The sequence below is a fragment of the Devosia sp. J2-20 genome, assembly GCF_055808475.1.
Genome location: NZ_CM147870.1, coordinates 3,655,472 through 3,674,857 on the forward strand (window position 1 = coordinate 3,655,472; position 19,386 = coordinate 3,674,857).

The window sequence follows — 19,386 nt, forward strand, 5'->3', positions numbered from 1 at the left end:
AGGGTCTGTCAGGCGCTTTTACATGCCGGTTTCGGTGCGGGTTTCGCAATCGATACCGATGGTGGAGGGGTCGTTGACCGCTTCACCGCGCTCCATGGCCGAGCAGGCTTCCAGGATCACCACCGGCATGGCCAGGGCACGCGCCTCTGCACCATAGGAGGGGGCGAACACGGCACCGAAGTTTTCGGCATAGGCCTGGATCTCAGGCGAGGTCATCACCTTTTCTTCCCAGATCTTGTCGACGGTGGCGAGCACCTCGGCAGGCACATCCGATGGGATGAAAATGCCGAAATAGTCCGGGGCCAATGGCATGTCGGGCAGCCAGTCGGTGATGGGTGGAATGGGATCGACGCCATCAAGCTTGAGGGGCTGGTTGGACAGCACGGCGAGCGCACGCAGACGGCCGCCACGGATCAGTTCGGTCTGTTCCACGGCAAGCTGGGTGGTGACCATGGCTTCGCCCGATGCGGTGGCGATGGCTGCAGGGCCGCCGCCATCATAGGTGACCATGTTGTATTCAAAGCCACCTGCCGCGTCGGACAGCGCCGCGATAGCGGTGCCGCCAGAGGAGGTCACGCCCGCTGTTGCCACGGTAATGCCGCGGCCGCCATCGGACTGAAGGGCTTCGAGCAGCTGACCGAAATCAGCGAACTGGCTATCGGCAGGAACGGCAACCACGGGCACGTTGGCGACCGAGAGATAGACGTGCCAGGCGTCGATATTGGTGTTTTCAAGCAGACCCGACACCGAATAGGTGGCGTTGTTGGCGATGGCGTTGGCGGTCCAGGTGTAGCCGTCATGGGGTGCATTGAGCACTTCCTGGGTGCCAATGGCGCCCGAGGCGCCCGGCTGGTTGACGACGACGACGTCGACGCCCAGCGCTTCGGCCAGAATTGGCGCGGTGACGCGGGTCACCTGGTCGGTCGATCCGCCAGCACCCCATGGCACGATCAGATTGATCGGCCGGTCGGGCTTCCATTCCTGCGCAAAAGTCATCGTGGTACCAACAAGTACCGTAGCGGCACTGCAGGTCAGCAGAAGTCGCATGGTGCGATTCATGGTGATCCTCCCTCAAAATGTGTTTTGGGCCGGCTATTACCTGTTGGCCCTGCGCTAGACTGGTCCTAACATGTCAGCGCTGTCAACCATCAAGTAACCAGACGGTGATTTTTGATTTCTGGCGATGAGAGCCTCGCCATCCCCCGTTCCACGGCCCGCCAAGGCACGGCCTGAGCACACGATAGAAAGTTTACGCAATGGATTTGAGTTCGGCCGTGATCATGGCCCTGGCGCTGGCTGCCGGCGCGATCGTCAAGGGCGCCACCGGCATGGGCCTGCCCCTGGTGGCCCTGCCGGTGCTGACCGCAGCTTTTGGCCTGCAGCATGCGGTGGGCTTGCTGACCATTCCGCTGATCGTGACCAATGCCTGGCAACTCTGGCGGTTCAGGGGCGAATCGGGCTCGCCGCGCATGGCCTTCATGCCGCTGTTTCTGGTGGGGGGTGCCGTTGGCATCGGCGTGGGCACATGGGCGCTGACCAATTTGCCCGAACGTCTGCTGATACTGGCGCTGGGGATTATCCTGCTCGCCTATGTCGTGTTGCGCCTGATGACCCCACATTGGGTTCTGAGCACCGCAATGGCCAGGCGCTGGGGGCCGCTGGCGGGGCTGGGCGGCGGTACGCTGCAAGGCGCCACGGGCATTTCGGCGCCGATCGGGGTCACCTTCATTCACGCCATGGGGATGGATCGCGCCGCCCATGTGTTTGCGGTCTCGGCCATGTTCCTGCTGTTCGCGGTGGTGCAATTGCCCGCGCTGTGGGCTGCGGGCGTCATGCAGCCACTCTGGATGCTGCAGGGCCTGCTGGCGCTGATTCCGATCCTGATCTTCATGCCGGTGGGACAATGGGCCAGCGGCAAGCTCAGCCGGCAGGCCTTTGACCGCATGATCCTGATCTTTCTTGGTGTGATCGGGCTGAAAATGGTGCTGGGGCTATGAGGCCCCGCCTCTGTGCTTTTGCGCGATAGCGGCTTGACGAATGGACAGGCTCGTTATACCGAAGTAACTAATCAGTTACACGCAGTTGGCGTATGGGAGGAATTGGAATGGCGGATAAGCGGCTTGGCCTGATCATGCATGGCGTGACCGGGCGCATGGGTTACAACCAGCATTTGGTGCGCTCGATCCTGGCGATCCGGGATCAGGGCGGCGTGATGCTGTCCAATGGTGACCGGCTGGTGGTCGACCCGATCATTGTCGGCCGCGATGCTGACAAGATCGAGCGTCTGGCCAAGAAGCATGACATCAAGCGCTGGAGCAGCGATCTCGATGCCGCGCTCGCCAATCCTGATGACACGGTGTTTTTTGACGCTGGCACAACGCTGATGCGCGCCGGGCTGATCGAAAAGGCGCTTGCCGCGGGCAAGCATGTCTATTGCGAGAAGCCGACGTCGGACAGCCTCGAGATCGCCGTCAATCTGGCCAAGACCGCCCGCGCCTCGGGTCTCAAGCATGGTGTGGTGCAGGACAAGCTGTTCCTGCCCGGCCTGATGAAGCTCAAAATGCTGCGCGATAGCGGCTTTTTCGGCGACATTCTGTCGGTGCGCGGCGAGTTCGGCTACTGGGTGTTTGAGGGCGACTGGCAGCCAAGCCAGCGTCCCAGCTGGAACTACCGCAAGAAGGATGGCGGCGGCATCATTCTCGATATGCTGTGCCACTGGCGCTATGTGCTCGACAATCTGTTCGGCGAAGTCAAAGCCGTGTCCTGCCTGGGCGCGACCCATATTCCAGAGCGCGTCGATGAGAAGGGCAATCGCTATAAGGCCGATACCGATGATGCGGCCTATGCAACCTTTGAACTGGAAGGCGGCGTGATCGCCCAGATCAATTCGAGCTGGACCACCCGCGTGCGTCGCGACGATCTGGTGACCTTCCATGTCGATGGCACCCATGGTTCGGCCGTTGCGGGCCTGCACAAGTGCTGGAGCCAGCATCGCGTCAACACGCCCAAGCCGGTGTGGAACCCCGACCAGCCCCAGACCATGAACTTCTTTGAAGACTGGGAAGAAGTGCCGGACAACTGGCCAGCCGAGAACGGCTTCAAGGCACAGTGGGAAATGTTCCTCCGCCACGTCGCCGAAGACGCGCCATGGGAATATGGCCTGGAAGCGGGCGCCAAGGGCGTGCAGCTGGCCGAACTGGGCCTCAAGAGCTGGGATGAACGCCGCTGGCTCGATGTGCCCAAGCTGGATTTCTGATCCATTTCGCGTGAGGCACGGCCTCACCCCACCCACGGTGTCACCCCGGCCTTGAGCCGGGGCCCATCCTGAGAAGTTACGGCGCTCGGTGAACGTTGAAGGACCTCAGGATGGATCCCGGCTCAAGGCCGGGATGACATCGCGTTCTTTGACGCTTTCGAGGAAGCCGAGATGCCCACCATCAACCTGCCCAATGCCGACCGGTCCATCAGCGCCTATACGCTGAGTGGCACCCCGATCCCCTTCGTTCAGCACAAGGCCAGCGATTTCAATCGCATCGCCTATGCCGCCGCCCATGTCGTGGCGGACCCGCTGGCCAGCAATGATCCATGGCTGACCCCGGCGATCGACTGGGACACGACGCTGAAATTCCGTCACCGCCTGTGGGATCTGGGTCTGGGTGTTGCCGAGGCCATGGATACCGCCCAGCGCGGCATGGGTCTGGGCTGGGCCGAGGCGCAGGAGTTGATCCGCCGCGCCCAGGCCGAAGCGCGCACCCGTGATGACAGCCTGATTGCCTATGGCGCGGGTACCGATCACCTGCAGGCGGGCCCCGATGTCACCATTGATGCGATCATTGCCGCCTATGAAGAGCAGGTCGGCTTTGTCGAGGGCGAAGGCGGTCGTGTTATCCTGATGGCCAGCCGCGCGCTCGCCGCTGCAGCCAAGACCCCCGATGATTACGCCAAGGTCTATTCGCGCATTCTGAGCCAGGTGAAGCAGCCGGTGGTGATGCACTGGCTGGGCGAGATGTTTGATCCGGCCTTGGCCGGCTATTGGGGCCATGTCGACCACGACGCGGCCATGGATGTGTGCCTGGACGTCATCGCCGCCAATGCCGACAAGGTCGATGGCATCAAGATCTCGCTGCTATCGGCAGAAAAAGAAATTGCCATGCGCCGCCGCCTGCCTGCATCGGTCAAAATGTATACCGGCGACGACTTCAACTATGCCGAACTGATCGCTGGGGACAATCAGGGCTACTCACATGCCCTGCTGGGCATTTTCGACGCCATCGCCCCGGCCGCCTCGGCGGGCCTTGCCGCTTTGGGCAAGGGTGATGAAAAGGCCTTCCATGACCTGCTCGCACCGACCGTGCCGCTGAGCCGGCATATCTTTGCCGCGCCGACGCGGTTCTACAAAACCGGCGTGGTGTTCCTGGCCTATCTCAACGGGCTGCAGGACCATTTCCAGATGATCGGCGGTCAGCAATCGACCCGTTCGGTGCAGCATCTGAGCGAGCTGTTCCGGTTGGCCGACAAGGCGCGTGTGCTGAGTGACCCCGAACTGGCCGTAAAACGCATGAATGCCGTGCTCAACGTGAACAGTGTGTCAGCATGAAGACCGATCGCGCTATCTCGATAAACCTTGCTACCACCCGTCAGGTCTGGGGCTTTGCCGAAGCCGTCGATGGCTGCCTGAAGGCCGGCATTACGGCGATTTCGCCGTGGCGCGACCAGATCGCAGCCATTGGACTGGATGAAGCGGCGCGCATTGTGCGCGACAACAAGATTCAGGTCACCGGCGTGTGCCGTGGCGGCATGTTCCCCGCCGAAACCGCGGCCGGACGCCAGGCCCAGATCGACGATAACCTGCACGCCATTGACGAGGCGGCGGCACTCAATGCCGATTGTCTGGTGCTGGTGGTGGGCGGATTACCCGGTTCTTCCAGGGACTTGGTGGGTGCTCGACAGATGGTGACCGATGGTATTGCGGCCATGCTGCCCCATGCCAAGGCCTCGGGCGTCAAGCTGGCCATCGAGCCGCTGCACCCCATGTATGCCGCCGACCGCGCCTGCATCAACACCATCGATCAGGCGCTGGACGTCTGCGAAGTTCTGGGCGAGACGGTCGGCGTCGCGATCGACGTCTACCATGTCTGGTGGGACCCGCAGCTGGCCAATGCCATTGCGCGCGCCGGTCGGATGAACCGGATTTTCGCCCATCACATCTGCGACTGGCTGGTGCCGACCAAGGATATGCTGCTTGATCGCGGCATGATGGGCGATGGCGTGATCGACCTGCCCGGTATCCGCAAGATGGTTGAGGATGCTGGGTTTTTTGGCCCGCAGGAAGTGGAAATCTTCAGCCAGGACAATTGGTGGAAGCGGCCCGGCGACGAAGTGCTCGGCGTGATCAAGGAACGCGTCGCCAGCGTCTGCTAAGAAAAAGACCCCCGGAGAGCAATCCCCGGGGGTCTTTTCAAATTCGGTGTCAGGAGGCCTTGTTGTACGACAGCGTCTTGCAAAGAATGGCCGCGCGGCACCCCTGGATTGTCACGGTATTGGGGTCGATCTGCGTGATGGTGGCATCCGCGCTCATCCCGCCGGCAGCCAGAGAGCCCTTCCAGGCATTGGGGGCAATCTGCTCGGCTTCGATGACCTGCTTGCCGACAAAAGCGAGATTGTCTTCAGTGGCTGAAGCGCCTTCAAGATTGGTCAGCACCGCACACAGGGCGGTACCGGCGCCACAAGGCTGAAATTCAAACGACGTCCCATATTCGTCGACGAAGGTGCCGCTGGGCACGGTTTCGTCACCCGCAAAGGTCGGCATGGCAATGCTGGCGCACAGTGCGGCAGCGACAAGACTGGGTTTCAGAATACGCATGAGTCTCTCCAAACGCGACAGCGCCCGCCCCAAGCAGTCGCTTAAAATTACGATTGGTTACGCAACGTCCCGAGATGCGGATCAGTTGCGTGAGACTGCCTAGCGGGCAATCATCGCCGGAATGTGGCAGCGATCTCGATATGGGTGGATTGGGTAAACTGGTCCACCGCCACCAGATCGCTCATGGTGTAGCCACCGCCGATCAGAATGGCCGCATCGCGGGCAAAGGTGCGCGGATCACAGGCAATCATGACGACGGTCCTGACCTTGGACTTGGCCAGTTCCCTGACCTGCGCCTCGGCGCCGGCCCGTGGCGGGTCGAGTACGACGAAATCGTAGTTCAGCTCGAACTGGGTCAGCGGATCCCGGAATAAATCGCGCGCCTTGGCGGTGATTTCGCGCAGCCCCTTGGTAAAGCGTCGAGCATGGTCAAGCGCTGCAATGCCGGGCTTGTCGGCATCGAACGCAGCCACAGGGCGCTGCTCGGCCAGTCGCAATGCGAAGGGCCCCAACCCGCAGAACAGATCAGCCACGGTCTTGGTCTTGCGATCGAGCGCCCCCAGCACGTATTCGGCCAGGGCGTTTTCAGCAGCAGCTGTGGCCTGCAGAAAGCCGCCAATCGGCAGTTCGACGCGGGCACGGCCCATTTCTATGATGGGGGGCTGGGCCTGCAGCACCATTTCGCCATTCAGGGCCAGTCGCGCCAGCTTGAAGCGGGCAACCAGCGGCGCGACACGCTCGACACGAGCCTGCTTTTTCTCGGTGCGGATGGCGACATCGAGCCCGGAAAGGCTGGCGACGAAGCTCACATCGGCCTCACCCACGGCCTGAAACACGGCGCGGGTGATATCGGGCGCCCGGGCCAGACCGGGCACCAGAATGGGGCAGGCATCAAGGTCATGTACTTCATGGCTGCGCAGCCGCATATAGCCGGCGCCTTCGCGACGGGCATGCAGGCTGGCGCGGCGGCGGCCATCGCCTGCAGCATCGATAAAGCGGGTGACGCTGGCCTCAATTCCGGCGAACCGCAGCGGCGTTTCAACCAGGCCGATCTTGAACGCCTCATAGCTAGGGCGGTCCATATGCTGGAGCTGACATCCACCGCAGGCACCAAAGTGCGGGCAAAAAGGCTCAATGCGGCTTTCGGCCGGTTTGATAACCCCCATCAATGTCCCGCGATCACCATCGACAGCGATCTCGACCGTCTCTCCGGGCAGGGTAAGCGGCACGAAGACCTTGTGGCCATCGAGCTCGACGACGCCCTCGCCCTTGTGGCCGAGATTGAGAATGGTGGCGGTGCTGGTCATGATTATCCGGGGCTTGCTGAACCCGTTCAGTAGCGGCAAGCCCCGGTCAGGTCTAGTGCAGCGGTCGGCTGGCCCATTCGAGCAGGCTGGCCAATCCCACAAAAGGCACTTGGGTGTGTTCGCTCAAACCCGAGGCACAGGTGCTCACCGTTGATACCCCCAGGGTGCACCCGGAGGGGATATCCTGCTTGGCAAAGCGGGTGGCATGCGCGTTCAATTCGGGCACGAACAGGCCTTTATCGCCGGCATAGCCACAGCAGGTGACCGAGCTGAGCACGGCAATATTGTCGGCACAGGCCCGCGCGATGGCTTCGGTCATGGGCTGCTCAGCCAGACGCTGGGCCGAGCAATTGTGATGCACCGCGACGGTTGGCAGCTTTTGCGTCATGTCCAGCTTGGGCAGGATATGGCTGAGCAGGAACTGGCTCGAATCGAGCACGGGCGCATCGCCGGGGAACTCCCGCAAATGCTTGGCGCAGGTTGAAGCATCGGTGACCACGCTCAATCGGCCCGCATCGGACAGGGACGATAGTTCGCGCTTGAGCTCGCTGCCAACACTGGCAGCCTGCTCGGGAAAACCCTTGGACTGGAAAGGTTGGCCACAGCACTGACCGTTGAGATGTTCAGGCATGATCACATCGAACCCGGCGCGTTCGAGCAGGGCCAGCATCGCATCGGGCACCGATAGCAGGCCATGGTCGGTTTTGGGGGCGCCAAACATGCGGGTGGCGCAGCTGGGGAAATAGACGATCGACTGTCGACCGCTCTGGGCGATGGGCACCGGAAACCCGGCCTGGCGCGGGTCCTGCCTGCTCTGACCTGGCTGGGGGGCACCCGGCCCGGCATGCAGAGCGTGGGAAACGCGTGGTATTCGTTTGCCAGTCAACCGACGGGCACCCTCGGTCATCGTCTCCACCGCCGCGGCGGGAATGACGACGCGGGCCGCATCGGCCAGGCCGACGCCGGCGCGCATCAGGGTTTCGACACCGCCACGATGATCAGCGACAAAGCCCGCGATGGATCGTGCTGTGTCGCCGCGGCGCTGGGCGCGCTGGCCCATGATCATGGTGCCGGTTTCAATGCCCACGGGGCACCGCACAGAGCACAGATTGCACGCGGCGCAGGTATCAAGACCTGGATACTGGAAATCCTCATCCAGTTTCCTGAGACGTTCTGGGTCCTCGCCGGTGGCGCGCAACCGGGCGCGCTCACGGGTGACGGCGATTCGCTGACGTGGCGACAGCGTCATCTGGTGGCTCGGGCAAGCCGGTTCGCAAAAGCCGCATTCGATGCACATATCGACCAGTTCATCGGCCAACGGCATGACTTTGAGGTTCTTGATGTGGATCTTGTCGTCGGGATTGAGCAAGACCCCCGGATTGAGCAGTCCTTCGGGGTCGAACAGCGCCTTGATGCGGTGCATCAGCGCATAGGCTGTGCTGCCCCATTCGGCTTCAACGAAGGCGGCGATGGCACGGCCCGTCCCGTGCTCGGCCTTGAGCGAGCCGCCATATGCCACCGATACGAGATCGCTCAGTGCCTTGGAAAAAGCATCGAAACGCGCGGCAGCATCAGGCTGGGAGAAGTCGTCGCTCATCTGGAAGTGCAAATTGCCGGCCAGAGCATGGCCAAAAATTATGGCATCGTCATAGCCGTGATCATCGAGCAATTGACGCATGTCGATAACGAACTCGGCCAGCCGTTCAATCGGCGCAGCAACGTCTTCGGTCAACATGGCCGTGCCCTTGGGGCGGGCGCCGCCGCCCGAGGCAAAAAAGCCCTTGCGGATGTCCCACAGCGCATGGCTGCGCGCTTCGTCGGTCGAAAAATCAACATGGGTGGCGCCATGGCGAGACAGCAGTTCAACCGCCTTGGCGACTTCGGCTTCAAGCGTGTCGGAGTCTGGCGCGGTTACGTCGATCAGTACGGCGGGGGAGTTGTCCGTCAGCCAGGGCAACAAGGGTGCCATGGGGGCAAGGTGTTCCACCGTCGCCAGGGCACGGCGCTCAATATATTCGGCGGCGGTGACGCCAGTGGTCACCTGCACGCCGCCATTGGCCATTTCAATGATGGCCCGTCCAGCCGATTGCGGATCAGGAAACGGGACTAGTGCGGTGGATTTGAAAGGGTGCTCGGGGACGGTATTGTAGGTCACCTCGGAGACGAAGCCGAGCGTGCCCTCAGAGCCGACCATCAGATGGATCAGGATGTCGAGCGGGTCGTGAAAATCGATCAACGCATTGAGCGAATAGCCCACCGTGTTCTTGATGGCGTATTTCTTGCGGATCAGGGCGACCAGTTCGGCGTCGCCGGCAACCTCGTGATGGAGTTGGTGCAGCCCCTCAAGCATGCTGGCGTGACTTGCCCGGAAGGCGTTGCAACTGGCCTGATCGCCCGAATCAAGCATGGTGCCATCGGTCAGCACGATGCGCAGGCGCGCCATGGTATGGTAGGTGTTCTGGGCCACCCCACAGCACATGCCCGAGGAATTGTTATTGACCACGCCGCCGATCTTGCAGGTGGCCTGGCTGGCCGGATCGGGCCCGATCTTTTTGTCAAATGGCTTGAGGGCCTTGTTTGCATTGGCCACGATAATGGCGGGACCCAGCGTGATCTGCTCGGCTCCTGGATGGATGTCGAGCTTGCGCCAGCCATCGCCGAGTACGGCCAGAACGCCATCGGTGACGGCCTGCCCCGATAGTGATGTACCGGCAGCGCGGAAGGTGATTGGCAGGTTTTCGGCGCGGGCGGCGGCCATGACGGCCCGCACCTCATCTTCTGAATTGATGAAGACCACCGCGGCCGGAATGAGCCGATAGGAGCTGGCATCGCCGCTCCAGGCATAGGTCATCAAGGGATCGGTATACATGCGGCCGGCCACCTGCCCCTTGAGGCGGGCGACGAGGCGTTCGCCGGCGGCCTGACGGTCGGGCGTGACCTGATGTACTGGAGATTTGGGGGCGGGTCTGAGATCGGCTTGCTGCATGCCCCCTAACTAACATGTTAGCATTTGGATGCGAAGGGGCTTGTTTGGGGCGCGCGCAATGTCGCGCCCCAAAATGTCAGATATCGACGTCGTCCTCGCTGAGGGCATGAAGGCGTCGCGCCGCGCGCTGCAGGACTTCGGCCGCCTTGCGCTGCTGATCCTCGGAGCCGTGCCGTACCGCCTTGATCGCCGCCTTGAGTTCACGACGGGCTCGGTTGAGTTCGGGGACCACGTTCTTGAGGTCCTGATCGGGCTTTGGCGTGCCCCGGGGCCGCTCGGCTTCCTCGCCCTGCGCTTCCTGCTGCGCCGACCAGTCGGCTTTGGCGAATTCGCGGAAGCGTTGCATCTGCTCGCCGGCCTTGGCTAGGAAGCTCAACGTTGATTCAATGGCCTCGCGATTGTCGCTCAGATGCGCCCGGCCTTCATCGGTGATGGTATAGAGCTTCTTGTTGCCATCGGCATGGGAGCTGGCAAAGCCGGCTTCCTCGAGGAAGGTCAATGCCGGATAGACCACGCCGGGACTGGGCGAATAGAAGCCGCCAGATTTTTCTTCGATTGCCTTGATCAGGTCATAGCCATGACGCGGCTGCTCTTCGATCAGGAACAGCGCCACCAGCCGCAGATCACCTGAAGCCAGCATGCGGCCGATGCGGAAATTACCGCCCATATTGCCCCAGTTTTCGGCGCTATCGATGCCAGCGGCAACACGGCCCCAGCCGCGACGGGCCATGGCCTCCATGCGGCGCCAATTGGGCTCGCCATCTTTCCAGTATGTACTCATATATGTTCTCCGATATATCTTAAGTTCGATTAAGACAGCACATCATGGCAAAATCACGCAGTTTCAAGATATATCGCAGAAGTGTTATCGAAGGGAGTGCGCAGCAAAAAGCCCGCAGCGAAACTGCGGGCTGATTGAAATCGGATTGCGCTGACGATCAGGCGGTGCCGGCTTCGTCTGCCAGATTGGACGCCTTGTCGAACTGGCCATGCTTGCGGAAGCGCCAGAGATAGGTTGGCAGGATGGTGTCCATTGCGGTGGGCACGATGCCCATGCCGGCAAAGGTACGTTTTTCCTTGATGGCCGCGTCGGACACCACATTGTCGACGCTGAGCAATTCGACCTGATCGGCGGTCAGCAGCGGCGGGAAAGGCAGTATGGACATGATGCCGGCCAGCATCTTTCCCATGCCGAACGATAGCGGCAGCAATGGCCGGCTACGCAGCGCTTCGCGCTGAATGCGCTCGAGCAGCTCGCGATGGGTTTCGACCTGCGGGCCACCAAGTTCATAGATTTTGCCGGGCTTGAGCTGGCCTTCACCCGCCAGCACGAATGCTTCGGCCACGTCCGCGACATAGGCGGGCTGGAATTTGGTGTCGCCACCAATCAGCGGCAGCACGGGGAACAGGCGCGCCAGACCTGCCATGAGATTGAAGAAACCGTCGCCCTGACCAAACAGCAGCGAGGGACGCATCACAATGGCGCCGGGAAAGGCGTCGAACACGGCCTGTTCGCCAGCCAGTTTGGAAGCTGCATAGGCGCTGATCTCGGCGGCCTTGTCGACGCCAAGCGCTGACATATGCACCAGCGCACCGGCACCAGCAGCCTTGGCAGCCTGGGCGATGGTGCGCGCGCCATCCACATGGACCGCCTGAAATGTCTGAGCACCCTTGTTGGCGCCGATACCCACCAGATTGATGACGATATCAGCCCCGGCCACGGCACGTTCAATCGAGGCCATGTTGCGGATATTGGCCTGAACCGGAACAACCTGCCCCACTGTACCAAGCGGACGGACATGGCCAGCCAGGTCGGGACGCCGGACGGCGACCCGGACACGATGGCCCTTGGCAGCCAGCAATTGCACGATCTGTGTTCCCACAAAGCCCGAGCCGCCAAACACGGTAACGAGTTTTGGATCAAGACTTTGCATGGATGGGCTCCGGTATAAGGGGCAATACGTTCCCGCTTCTAGCGCAAGGCCGCGCCTACTGTCGAGGGCAGAAAGCCTGTTTCGGCTTGACTCCGCTCCACCGATGTTCTTCTTTTGTTCACTATCAAGACGAGGAAACACCATGGCAACTCTAGAACGAGAATATCACGGGCACTGCCATTGCGGTGCCGTCCGGTTTACGGCGCGGACCGATCTTGCCGGCATGGGTGACTGCAACTGTTCACGCTGCCGGCGTCTGGGCTGGGTGATGCAATCGGTGCCTGCCAGCGACTTTGTGCTTATTTCGGGTGCGGACAATCTGACGCTCTACCAGTTCAGCACCCAGACCATCGCGCATCTATTCTGCAAGACTTGCGGAATTGAAGCGTTCGCACGCGGCAGCGACGGCAAGGGGCAGGAGTTGGTGATGGTCAATATCAACTGTCTGGAGGATGTGCCGCCCATCGATCGCAGCGCCATCGAGCACTGGGATGGTGCGAATTGGTGAGCGCTGCGCGAATAGGTGATTGACAACGCTCACCGCTGCCCCTAGTTACCGCCCTGCTTGCCCAGATGGCGGAATTGGTAGACGCGCACGGTTCAGGTCCGTGTACCGCAAGGTGTGGAAGTTCGAGTCTTCTTCTGGGCACCAAGTTTAGACCCCGGTCCGACGAAAGTCGTGGCCGGGGTTTTTGGTTTTCGGGACCGCTGGCGCGAGCCCAGGCGAAATGCAGGGCGCGCATTGCCAGCGCATCGATCACAGCCGCTTCGTCACAGGTGGCCGATTGTTGTGCAGCGCACGCCAAATCTTGCTCCAGTAGCGCGCTACATCATATCAAGCTTTCTTTATATCCGCCTTGACCGGTTGGCTCATGGGTGTCACAAACCCCATAGAAATGCTCGTTTTGAGCGCTTTTGAGCAAAATCAGGGGATGTTGCGTGGTCCGATCATCTTTTCTCTTCACCTCGGAATCGGTTTCCGAAGGTCATCCGGACAAGGTCTGCGACCGGATCAGCGATGAAATTGTCGATCTGGTATTCCGCGAGGCCAAGAAGGCCGGCATGGACCCTGCCCAGGTCCGCACCGCGTGCGAAACCCTGGCTACGACCAATCGCGTCGTCATCGCCGGCGAGGTACGCGTCCCCGAATCGCTGCTGAAAAAGGACAAGGCGGGCAACATCATGCTCGATGCCGCCGGCAATCCGGTGGTCAATCCATCCAAATTCAAGTCGGCAGCGCGCAAGGCCATTCGCGCCATTGGTTATGAGCAGTCCGGTTTCCACTGGAAGACCTGCCGCATTGACGTGCTACTGCACGGCCAGTCCGCCGATATCGCCCAGGGCGTCGATGAGTCGGGCAACAAGGATGTTGGCGCTGGCGATCAGGGCATCATGTTTGGCTATGCCTCGCGCGAGACGCCGGAATTGATGCCGGCGCCGGTCTATTACGCCCACAAGATCCTTGAATCACTGACATTGGCGCGCAAGGAAGGCACCGGCCCCGCCAAGGTGCTGGGCCCCGACGCCAAGAGCCAGGTGACGGTGCGCTATCAGGACGGCAAGCCCGTCGCCGTGACCCAGATCGTGCTGTCGACCCAGCATCTGGACGAGACGCTGACGTCTGCCGATGTCCGAAAGATTGTCGAGCCCTATATCCGCGAAGCCCTGCCCGATGGCTGGATTTCTGATGAAACGGTCTGGCACATCAACCCGACCGGCAAGTTCGTGGTTGGCGGCCCCGATGGCGATGCCGGTCTGACCGGTCGCAAGATCATTGTGGACACCTATGGTGGCGCAGCCCCGCATGGCGGCGGCGCGTTCTCGGGCAAGGATCCCACCAAGGTTGACCGCTCGGCTGCCTATGCCGCGCGTTATCTGGCCAAGAATGTGGTGGCAGCCGGCATGGCCGAGCGCGCCACGATCCAGCTCAGCTATGCCATCGGCGTGGCGCATCCACTCTCGATCAATGTCAATCTGCATGACACCGGCACGGTGGACGAGGAAGTGGTCGAAGCGGCTCTGGCCAAGGTAATGGATCTGTCGCCCCGCGGCATCCGCACCCATCTCGATCTCAACAAGCCCATCTATGCCAAGACTGCAGCCTATGGCCATTTCGGTCGCAAGGCGGGTCGCGATGGCAGCTTCTCGTGGGAAAAGACCGATCTGGTCAGCGCCCTCAAGGCCGCCGTAAAGTAGGCTCGACATGTCGCACGAACTGCCAAAAACGCGCGATGGCGCGCCCCGCGCGTTTTTTGGCCGTCGGTCTGGCAAGAAACTGCATGGCGGGCAGCAGGCGGTGTTCGACGCCACCCTGCCCAATCTGGAAATCAAGCTCGCGGGTCCGCTTGATCCGCGCAGCCTTTTCCCGATGCCGACAGGCTGATCGTTGAAATCGGTTATGGCGGCGGCGAGCATCTGGCGCTTGAGGCGGCAAACCATCCCGAGACCGGCTATATTGGCTGCGAGGTTTTTACCGGCGGGATCGGCAAGATGGTGCAGACCATCGCTGCCGAGGGTCTGGAAAATATTCGGCTGTTCACTGACGATGCCTTCAAGCTTCTGACCGAGTTGCCCGATGCGAGCCTGGATGAGGTTTATCTGCTCTATCCTGACCCCTGGCCCAAGACGCGGCATCACAAGCGGCGCTTTGTGTCACCCACCACGCTGGCCGAGCTGGCGCGGGTGATCCGGCCAGGCGGCGTTTTTCACTTCGCCACCGATATCGAAGACTACGCCAACTGGACGCTGGCCCATATCGTGCGCACGCCAGAATTTGCGTTTGCGCCGGAAAAACCGGGCGACTGGCACCAACCCTATCCGGGCTGGCAGGCGACGCGGTATGAGCAGAAAGCGCGCCGTGAAGGCCGCATGATCAGTTTTTACCTGAGCTTCATGCGCGCCTGAGCGACCAGCAATTTGGTAAGCATGGCGACGATTTCAGCCCGTCAGCACTGGAACATGCACCATCACGCCCCATATGCGGGACTTGGTCCACTGTTCCGAGATGCGTCATGTCCCAGTCGAGAAGCCTGCCACCGGATTCAGACATGCTGGTGGTCAGGCCCGGCAAATGGACATTGGTGATCGTCACCCTGCTGCGCGCCGAGACACTGCGGTTCAATGAACTCAAGCGCGTTTCGGGCGGCATCTCTCAAAAAATGCTGACCACCACGCTGCGGGAGCTGGAGCGCGATGGTTTCGTGACACGAACCATGTTCGCCACGATCCCGCCCCGTGTTGATTATGAATTGACCGAACTTGGCCGCGAATTGCTTGAGCTGGCCGATAGCTGGCGAGTGTTTGCAGCGCGCAATCGAACACAAGTCGAAGCGGCGCGGCAGCGCTTCGACACCTCGGGCGGTGAGCCGGCTGTCCGACTCATCCATTCCGCCTGAGCTACGGGCGCCGTCGGCCAGTACCGCCGGCGCCGTGGTTGTCTGGCCTTAGTACGTTACTGGCTGCAGCAAGCCGGGTGTGAACAGCTGCATGGACTGCGTGCCATCAGGGTTGGTCACGAAGGCGCGGACCAGATCGCCCCATTCTTCGACATCGGTGGCGGCGACGCCCTGCTGCTGCAGGCGAACGAGAATGCTGTCGGCGATGAATTCGCGCATTTCGGGGGTGCCATCACCAAAGGCGGTGTCGGCCATGGCGGGCGCAGCGACGCTAACCATAGAGGCGGCAGCAACAAGGGCGATGAGTGTGTTCTTGATCATTTCAATATTCCTTCTTGGTGGGGTTAGAGCGTTACTGGCTGCAGCAAGCCGGGTGTGAACAACTGCATGGACTGCGTGCCATCAGGGTTGGTCACGAAGGCACGGACCAGATCGCCCCATTCTTCGACATCGGTGGCGGCGACGCCCTGCTGCTGCAGGCGAACAAGAATGCTGTCGGCGATGAATTCGCGCATTTCGGGGGTGCCATCACCAAAGGCGGTGTCGGCCATGGCGGGCGCAGCGACGCCAGCCATAGAGGCGGCAGCAACAAGGGCGATGAGTGTGTTCTTGATCATCTCGTGTGTTCCTTTCGTTTTGAACACCCTTGAAATGATCCCGGACCGGTCGCGCCTCAAGTGACGATTTTGTAGATTTCTGGGGTTGAACTCCTCAGCGGCGATCCGAGGGTTTTCCTAAGGAAATCAAGGCATTGGATTGTGCCCCGGTATCCTCTACGTGACTGTGTATCTTTGGTGTGACGCTCCGGCCCGCTTGAGGTTGGAAGGGTGGAGTCATCCACCTATCCCGCTCTTCGCCTTGCAAAGGAGCCAGTCATGTCCACTCGCGTGAAGATTTTGAAGACCGAAATGGTCACCCACGATGCCCGGCATTATCGCGTCGAAAAACCAAAAAATTTTCGATTTGCGCCTGGGCAGGCGACAGAACTGAGCATCGACAAGCCCGAATGGCGCGATGAAAAGCGCCCTTTCACCTTTACAGCGCTGACCGATGAGCCAACCTTTGAGTTCACCATCAAGAGTTATCTGGATCGTCCGGGAGTGACCAATGCGCTCTGGCCTGCGAAGCCGAGGATCATCTGCTGATGGGCGATGCGTGGGGCACCATTCAATACCAGGAGCCCGGAACCTTCATTGCCGGGGGCGCCGGGGTTACCCCATTCATCGCCATCCTGCGCGACCTGCAGGCCAAGGATACGCTAAGGGCAATCGGCTGATCGCCTCGCACAAAACCGAGCGCGACATTATCCTGCGCGATGCGTTCGAAGCGATGGAGGGGTTAGAGACCCTGTGGACCATGACCGGGGACATTGCGTCCAAGCTGGCAGCCGAACGCATCGACAAGGCCTTCCTGAGCAAACACGTCACTGATCTGGACCAGCGCTTCTATCTATGTGGACCCGACGCGATGGTGTCTGACCTGCGCGGGGCGCTTGAAGCATTGGGCGCTGATGTGTCCAGCGTGACCTGGGAAAAGTAGGCACGGCTTGCGGCGCGGCCGTTTCGGCGCTATATAGGCGTCAACATCTCGGCAAGTTTGCAGAGTGGGAGCCTCCCGGCCCCGCTCTTTTTTATTACCCGAAGGGACCGATGAGCTTCGATCTCACTGCCAAGCGCTATATCAAGGAAACGGGCCTGGAAGCCCGCGTATCCGCTATTGTAGAACCCGTGGCCAATGGTCTGGGCTTTGCTCTGGTGCGTGTGCGCATCACCCAGGAAAACGGCATGACGCTGCAAATCATGGCCGAGGACGAAAACGGCCGTTTCACCGTCGTCAATTGCGAGACCCTGAGCAAGGATCTCTCCCCCGTGCTCGACGTGGAAGACCCGATCGACCGCGAATATCATCTTGAAGTCAGCTCGCCGGGGATCGACCGGCCGCTGGTGCGCCAGCGCGACTTTGCGGCCTATGTCGGCCATGAAGCCAAGATTGAGCTGATCGACATGATCAATGGTCGCAAACGTTTCCGCGGCTTCATCAAAGCGGTCGACGACGAGGCGGTGATCATCACCCTGCCCGACGCGCCCGCCGGCACCGATCCCGACCACCGCCTGCCCTTGTCCAATCTGGGCGAAGCCAAGCTGGTGATGACCGACGCCCTGATGGAAAAGGCGCGGATCGATCAAGAATTGCACCCACTGGATGACGACGAGACCGAAACAGTCGAAGTCGCCCATACCGACGACGACAATATCTCCGAGGAGACACACTAAATGGCCGTTAGCGCGAATCGCCTTGAGCTCTTGCAGATCGCAGACGCTGTTGCCCGCGAAAAATCGATCGACCGCATGGTCGTGATCGAAGCGATGCAGGACGCCATGGAGAAGGCCGCCAAGGGCCGCTACGGTGCCGAGACCGAGATCAAGGTCGAGATCAACCCGCGTTCGGGCGAGACCCGGATGTGGCGTTTGCTGGAAATCGTCGAGCAAGTCGAAGAGAACAGCCGCCAGATCGAGCTCAAGCAGGCCCAGATCAAGTCGCCCGAAGCCAAGGTTGGCGACTTTCTGACCGAACCGCTGCCCCCCATGGAATTTGGCCGCATTGCCGCGCAGTCGGCCAAGCAGGTCATTGTGCAGAAGGTGCGCGATGCCGAACGCGAGCGCATGTATGATGAGTACATCAACCGCATTGGCGAGATCGTCAACGGCTCGGTCAAGCGCGTTGAATATGGCAATGTGATTGTCGATCTGGGTCGTGGTGAAGCCATTATCCGCCGCGACGAACTGATCCCGCGCGAAATGTTCCGTTATGGCGACCGCGTGCGTGCCTATGTCTATGACGTGCGTCGCGAACAGCGCGGTCCGCAGATTTTCCTGTCCCGCACCCATCCGCAGTTCATGGCCAAACTGTTCATGCAGGAAGTGCCTGAAATCTATGATGGTGTGATCACCATCCGCTCGATCGCGCGTGATCCAGGCAGCCGTGCCAAGATCGCCGTGACCTCGTCGGATTCCTCGATCGACCCTGTGGGCGCCTGCGTTGGTATGCGCGGTAGCCGCGTGCAGGCCGTGGTCGGCGAACTTCAGGGCGAAAAGATCGATATCATTCCATGGACCGATGGCATTGCCGACCTCGTGGTTTCGGCGCTGCAGCCAGCCGATGTCGCCAAGGTGGTGCTCGACGAGCAGGCCGAGCGCATTGAAGTGGTTGTGCCCGACGAGCAGCTGAGCCTGGCCATTGGCCGTCGCGGCCAGAACGTGCGTCTGGCCAGCCAGCTAATTGGCTGGGACATCGACATCCTGACCGAACAGGAAGAGAGCGAACGCCGGCAGAAAGAATTCACCGAGCGTTCCACCCTGTTCATGGAAGCTCTGGACGTGGACGAAATGGTCGCCCAGCTGCTGGCGTCGGAAGGCTTCTCCTCGGTCGAGGAACTGGCCTATATCGACACCAACGAAATTTCTTCGATCGAAGGCTTTGACGAAGAGACCGCTGGCGAAATCCAGAACCGCGCCGCCGAGTATCTCGCCGCAATCGACCGCGCCCATGATGAAGAGCGCAAGGCGCTCGGCGTCGAGGACGAGCTTTATGAGATCGCAGGCCTTACTGCTGCCATGCTGGTGGCGTTGGGTAAGGATGACGTCAAGAACGTTGAAGACTTTGCTGGCTGCGCCTCGGACGATCTGATCGGCTGGAGCGAGCGCAAGGATGGTGAAACCAAGCGGTTCGACGGCACCTTCAAGGATTTCCCCGTCAGCCGTGAAGAAGCAGAAGACATGATCATGCAGGCTCGCATCAAGGCTGGCTGGATCAAGGAAGAAGATCTGCCCGCCGTCGACGTCGAAGAAGTCGCCACTGACGAAGCCGCTACCGACGAGGCTTCGGCCTAAGGGCCGAATCC

22 protein-coding genes and 1 tRNA gene are annotated in these 19,386 nt (G+C 60.9%); 15 read left to right on the plus strand and 8 right to left on the minus strand.

The annotated features are described in order from the left end of the window. Positions 1 to 18: 18 nt before the first annotated feature. Positions 19 to 1,059 carry a Bug family tripartite tricarboxylate transporter substrate binding protein gene (locus AC0L37_RS18190; RefSeq protein WP_249327983.1) on the minus strand — a complete coding sequence of 347 codons (1,041 nt, stop codon included), beginning with the start codon at positions 1,057 to 1,059 and terminating at the stop codon, positions 19 to 21. Between the two features lie 197 nt (positions 1,060 to 1,256). On the opposite strand from AC0L37_RS18190, the gene AC0L37_RS18195 reads away from it, so the two are divergent. The 4 genes from AC0L37_RS18195 to AC0L37_RS18210 all read left to right on the plus strand — a co-directional run bounded on the left by AC0L37_RS18195 (position 1,257) and on the right by AC0L37_RS18210 (position 5,421). Then, positions 1,257 to 1,997, plus strand: coding sequence for a sulfite exporter TauE/SafE family protein (locus AC0L37_RS18195; protein ID WP_212660111.1), 741 nt, complete (start codon positions 1,257 to 1,259; stop codon positions 1,995 to 1,997). Between the two features lie 107 nt (positions 1,998 to 2,104). Further along, positions 2,105 to 3,256, plus strand: a complete 1,152-nt coding sequence (locus AC0L37_RS18200; protein WP_269371883.1) for a Gfo/Idh/MocA family protein — start codon at positions 2,105 to 2,107, stop codon at positions 3,254 to 3,256. 171 nt (positions 3,257 to 3,427) lie between these two features. Next, positions 3,428 to 4,597, plus strand: a complete 1,170-nt coding sequence (locus AC0L37_RS18205; protein ID WP_282222421.1) for a dihydrodipicolinate synthase family protein — start codon at positions 3,428 to 3,430, stop codon at positions 4,595 to 4,597. Beyond that, entirely contained in the window at positions 4,594 to 5,421 is an 828-nt protein-coding gene (locus AC0L37_RS18210) for a sugar phosphate isomerase/epimerase family protein (protein WP_282222420.1), read from the plus strand. The genes AC0L37_RS18205 and AC0L37_RS18210 overlap by 4 nt, the downstream gene beginning before the upstream one ends. Before the next feature lie 49 nt (positions 5,422 to 5,470). Here the strand turns inward: AC0L37_RS18210 and AC0L37_RS18215 are convergent, their stop codons facing one another. The 5 genes from AC0L37_RS18215 to AC0L37_RS18235 all read right to left on the minus strand — a co-directional run bounded on the left by AC0L37_RS18215 (position 5,471) and on the right by AC0L37_RS18235 (position 12,090). After that, the gene (locus AC0L37_RS18215) at positions 5,471 to 5,863 is read right to left on the minus strand and encodes a hypothetical protein (protein ID WP_282222419.1); all 393 of its coding nucleotides are present in this window, start codon (positions 5,861 to 5,863) and stop codon (positions 5,471 to 5,473) included. A 110-nt stretch (positions 5,864 to 5,973) separates the two neighbouring features. Then, positions 5,974 to 7,170, minus strand: a complete 1,197-nt coding sequence (locus AC0L37_RS18220) for a class I SAM-dependent RNA methyltransferase (protein ID WP_282222418.1) — start codon at positions 7,168 to 7,170, stop codon at positions 5,974 to 5,976. Positions 7,171 to 7,222: 52 nt separating this feature from the next. Beyond that, entirely contained in the window at positions 7,223 to 10,156 is a 2,934-nt protein-coding gene (locus tag AC0L37_RS18225; RefSeq protein WP_473313669.1) for an FAD-binding and (Fe-S)-binding domain-containing protein, read from the minus strand. Positions 10,157 to 10,232: 76 nt separating this feature from the next. After that, positions 10,233 to 10,937, minus strand: a complete 705-nt coding sequence (locus AC0L37_RS18230; RefSeq protein WP_282222415.1) for a PadR family transcriptional regulator — start codon at positions 10,935 to 10,937, stop codon at positions 10,233 to 10,235. Between the two features lie 157 nt (positions 10,938 to 11,094). Continuing rightward, entirely contained in the window at positions 11,095 to 12,090 is a 996-nt protein-coding gene (locus tag AC0L37_RS18235; protein WP_212660104.1) for a complex I NDUFA9 subunit family protein, read from the minus strand. A 142-nt stretch (positions 12,091 to 12,232) separates the two neighbouring features. On the opposite strand from AC0L37_RS18235, the gene AC0L37_RS18240 reads away from it, so the two are divergent. From AC0L37_RS18240 to AC0L37_RS18265, 6 genes are all read left to right on the plus strand, one after another. Next, positions 12,233 to 12,598: a GFA family protein gene (locus tag AC0L37_RS18240; protein ID WP_282222414.1), complete on the plus strand. Its 366-nt coding sequence runs from the start codon at positions 12,233 to 12,235 to the stop codon at positions 12,596 to 12,598. Between the two features lie 59 nt (positions 12,599 to 12,657). Then, positions 12,658 to 12,742: transfer RNA gene (locus AC0L37_RS18245), tRNA-Leu, on the plus strand. 287 nt (positions 12,743 to 13,029) lie between these two features. Beyond that, complete coding sequence (gene metK, locus AC0L37_RS18250) at positions 13,030 to 14,286, plus strand: methionine adenosyltransferase (RefSeq protein WP_282222413.1); 1,257 nt, start codon at positions 13,030 to 13,032, stop codon at positions 14,284 to 14,286. A 7-nt stretch (positions 14,287 to 14,293) separates the two neighbouring features. Beyond that, on the plus strand, positions 14,294 to 14,473 hold the full coding sequence (locus AC0L37_RS18255; protein ID WP_348984717.1) for a hypothetical protein: 180 nt from the start codon (positions 14,294 to 14,296) through the stop codon (positions 14,471 to 14,473). Positions 14,474 to 14,505: 32 nt separating this feature from the next. Beyond that, positions 14,506 to 14,994: a tRNA (guanosine(46)-N7)-methyltransferase TrmB gene (trmB, locus tag AC0L37_RS18260; protein ID WP_473315458.1), complete on the plus strand. Its 489-nt coding sequence runs from the start codon at positions 14,506 to 14,508 to the stop codon at positions 14,992 to 14,994. Positions 14,995 to 15,101: 107 nt separating this feature from the next. Further along, positions 15,102 to 15,485, plus strand: coding sequence for a winged helix-turn-helix transcriptional regulator (locus AC0L37_RS18265; protein WP_212660100.1), 384 nt, complete (start codon positions 15,102 to 15,104; stop codon positions 15,483 to 15,485). Between the two features lie 48 nt (positions 15,486 to 15,533). Here the strand turns inward: AC0L37_RS18265 and AC0L37_RS18270 are convergent, their stop codons facing one another. Then, positions 15,534 to 15,806, minus strand: coding sequence for a hypothetical protein (locus AC0L37_RS18270; RefSeq protein WP_282222412.1), 273 nt, complete (start codon positions 15,804 to 15,806; stop codon positions 15,534 to 15,536). A gap of 23 nt (positions 15,807 to 15,829) precedes the next feature. Further along, positions 15,830 to 16,102 carry a hypothetical protein gene (locus AC0L37_RS18275; RefSeq protein WP_269371414.1) on the minus strand — a complete coding sequence of 91 codons (273 nt, stop codon included), beginning with the start codon at positions 16,100 to 16,102 and terminating at the stop codon, positions 15,830 to 15,832. A 258-nt stretch (positions 16,103 to 16,360) separates the two neighbouring features. On the opposite strand from AC0L37_RS18275, the gene AC0L37_RS18280 reads away from it, so the two are divergent. The 5 genes from AC0L37_RS18280 (at position 16,361) to nusA (ending at position 19,375) form a co-directional block, all read left to right on the plus strand. Next, entirely contained in the window at positions 16,361 to 16,630 is a 270-nt protein-coding gene (locus AC0L37_RS18280; protein ID WP_282222411.1) for a ferredoxin reductase domain-containing protein, read from the plus strand. Next, the gene (locus AC0L37_RS18285; protein ID WP_282222410.1) at positions 16,630 to 16,761 is read left to right on the plus strand and encodes a hypothetical protein; all 132 of its coding nucleotides are present in this window, start codon (positions 16,630 to 16,632) and stop codon (positions 16,759 to 16,761) included. Before AC0L37_RS18280 ends, AC0L37_RS18285 begins: the two co-directional genes overlap by 1 nt. 80 nt (positions 16,762 to 16,841) lie before the next feature. Continuing rightward, positions 16,842 to 17,024 (plus strand): ferredoxin reductase domain-containing protein, encoded by a 183-nt coding sequence (locus tag AC0L37_RS18290; RefSeq protein ID WP_282222409.1) that lies wholly within the window; start codon positions 16,842 to 16,844, stop codon positions 17,022 to 17,024. Positions 17,025 to 17,134: 110 nt separating this feature from the next. Next, on the plus strand, positions 17,135 to 17,758 hold the full coding sequence (rimP, locus tag AC0L37_RS18295; RefSeq protein ID WP_282222408.1) for a ribosome maturation factor RimP: 624 nt from the start codon (positions 17,135 to 17,137) through the stop codon (positions 17,756 to 17,758). Next, entirely contained in the window at positions 17,759 to 19,375 is a 1,617-nt protein-coding gene (gene nusA / locus AC0L37_RS18300; protein WP_212660062.1) for a transcription termination factor NusA, read from the plus strand. Positions 19,376 to 19,386: the final 11 nt, after the last annotated feature.

Bases quoted from the DNA above. Each gene is read 5' to 3' on its own strand.
- AC0L37_RS18190 (WP_249327983.1), bottom strand. From the start codon at position 1,059: ATGAATCGCACCATGCGACTTCTGCTGACCTGCAGTGCCGCTACGGTA.
- AC0L37_RS18195 (WP_212660111.1), top strand. From the start codon at position 1,257: ATGGATTTGAGTTCGGCCGTGATCATGGCCCTGGCGCTGGCTGCCGGC.
- AC0L37_RS18200 (WP_269371883.1), top strand. From the start codon at position 2,105: ATGGCGGATAAGCGGCTTGGCCTGATCATGCATGGCGTGACCGGGCGC.
- AC0L37_RS18205 (WP_282222421.1), top strand. From the start codon at position 3,428: ATGCCCACCATCAACCTGCCCAATGCCGACCGGTCCATCAGCGCCTAT.
- AC0L37_RS18210 (WP_282222420.1), top strand. From the start codon at position 4,594: ATGAAGACCGATCGCGCTATCTCGATAAACCTTGCTACCACCCGTCAG.
- AC0L37_RS18215 (WP_282222419.1), bottom strand. From the start codon at position 5,863: ATGCGTATTCTGAAACCCAGTCTTGTCGCTGCCGCACTGTGCGCCAGC.
- AC0L37_RS18220 (WP_282222418.1), bottom strand. From the start codon at position 7,170: ATGACCAGCACCGCCACCATTCTCAATCTCGGCCACAAGGGCGAGGGC.
- AC0L37_RS18225 (WP_473313669.1), bottom strand. From the start codon at position 10,156: ATGCAGCAAGCCGATCTCAGACCCGCCCCCAAATCTCCAGTACATCAG.
- AC0L37_RS18230 (WP_282222415.1), bottom strand. From the start codon at position 10,937: ATGAGTACATACTGGAAAGATGGCGAGCCCAATTGGCGCCGCATGGAG.
- AC0L37_RS18235 (WP_212660104.1), bottom strand. From the start codon at position 12,090: ATGCAAAGTCTTGATCCAAAACTCGTTACCGTGTTTGGCGGCTCGGGC.
- AC0L37_RS18240 (WP_282222414.1), top strand. From the start codon at position 12,233: ATGGCAACTCTAGAACGAGAATATCACGGGCACTGCCATTGCGGTGCC.
- AC0L37_RS18255 (WP_348984717.1), top strand. From the start codon at position 14,294: ATGTCGCACGAACTGCCAAAAACGCGCGATGGCGCGCCCCGCGCGTTT.
- AC0L37_RS18265 (WP_212660100.1), top strand. From the start codon at position 15,102: ATGTCCCAGTCGAGAAGCCTGCCACCGGATTCAGACATGCTGGTGGTC.
- AC0L37_RS18270 (WP_282222412.1), bottom strand. From the start codon at position 15,806: ATGATCAAGAACACACTCATCGCCCTTGTTGCTGCCGCCTCTATGGTT.
- AC0L37_RS18275 (WP_269371414.1), bottom strand. From the start codon at position 16,102: ATGATCAAGAACACACTCATCGCCCTTGTTGCTGCCGCCTCTATGGCT.
- AC0L37_RS18280 (WP_282222411.1), top strand. From the start codon at position 16,361: ATGTCCACTCGCGTGAAGATTTTGAAGACCGAAATGGTCACCCACGAT.
- AC0L37_RS18285 (WP_282222410.1), top strand. From the start codon at position 16,630: ATGGGCGATGCGTGGGGCACCATTCAATACCAGGAGCCCGGAACCTTC.
- AC0L37_RS18290 (WP_282222409.1), top strand. From the start codon at position 16,842: ATGACCGGGGACATTGCGTCCAAGCTGGCAGCCGAACGCATCGACAAG.
- rimP (WP_282222408.1), top strand. From the start codon at position 17,135: ATGAGCTTCGATCTCACTGCCAAGCGCTATATCAAGGAAACGGGCCTG.
- nusA (WP_212660062.1), top strand. From the start codon at position 17,759: ATGGCCGTTAGCGCGAATCGCCTTGAGCTCTTGCAGATCGCAGACGCT.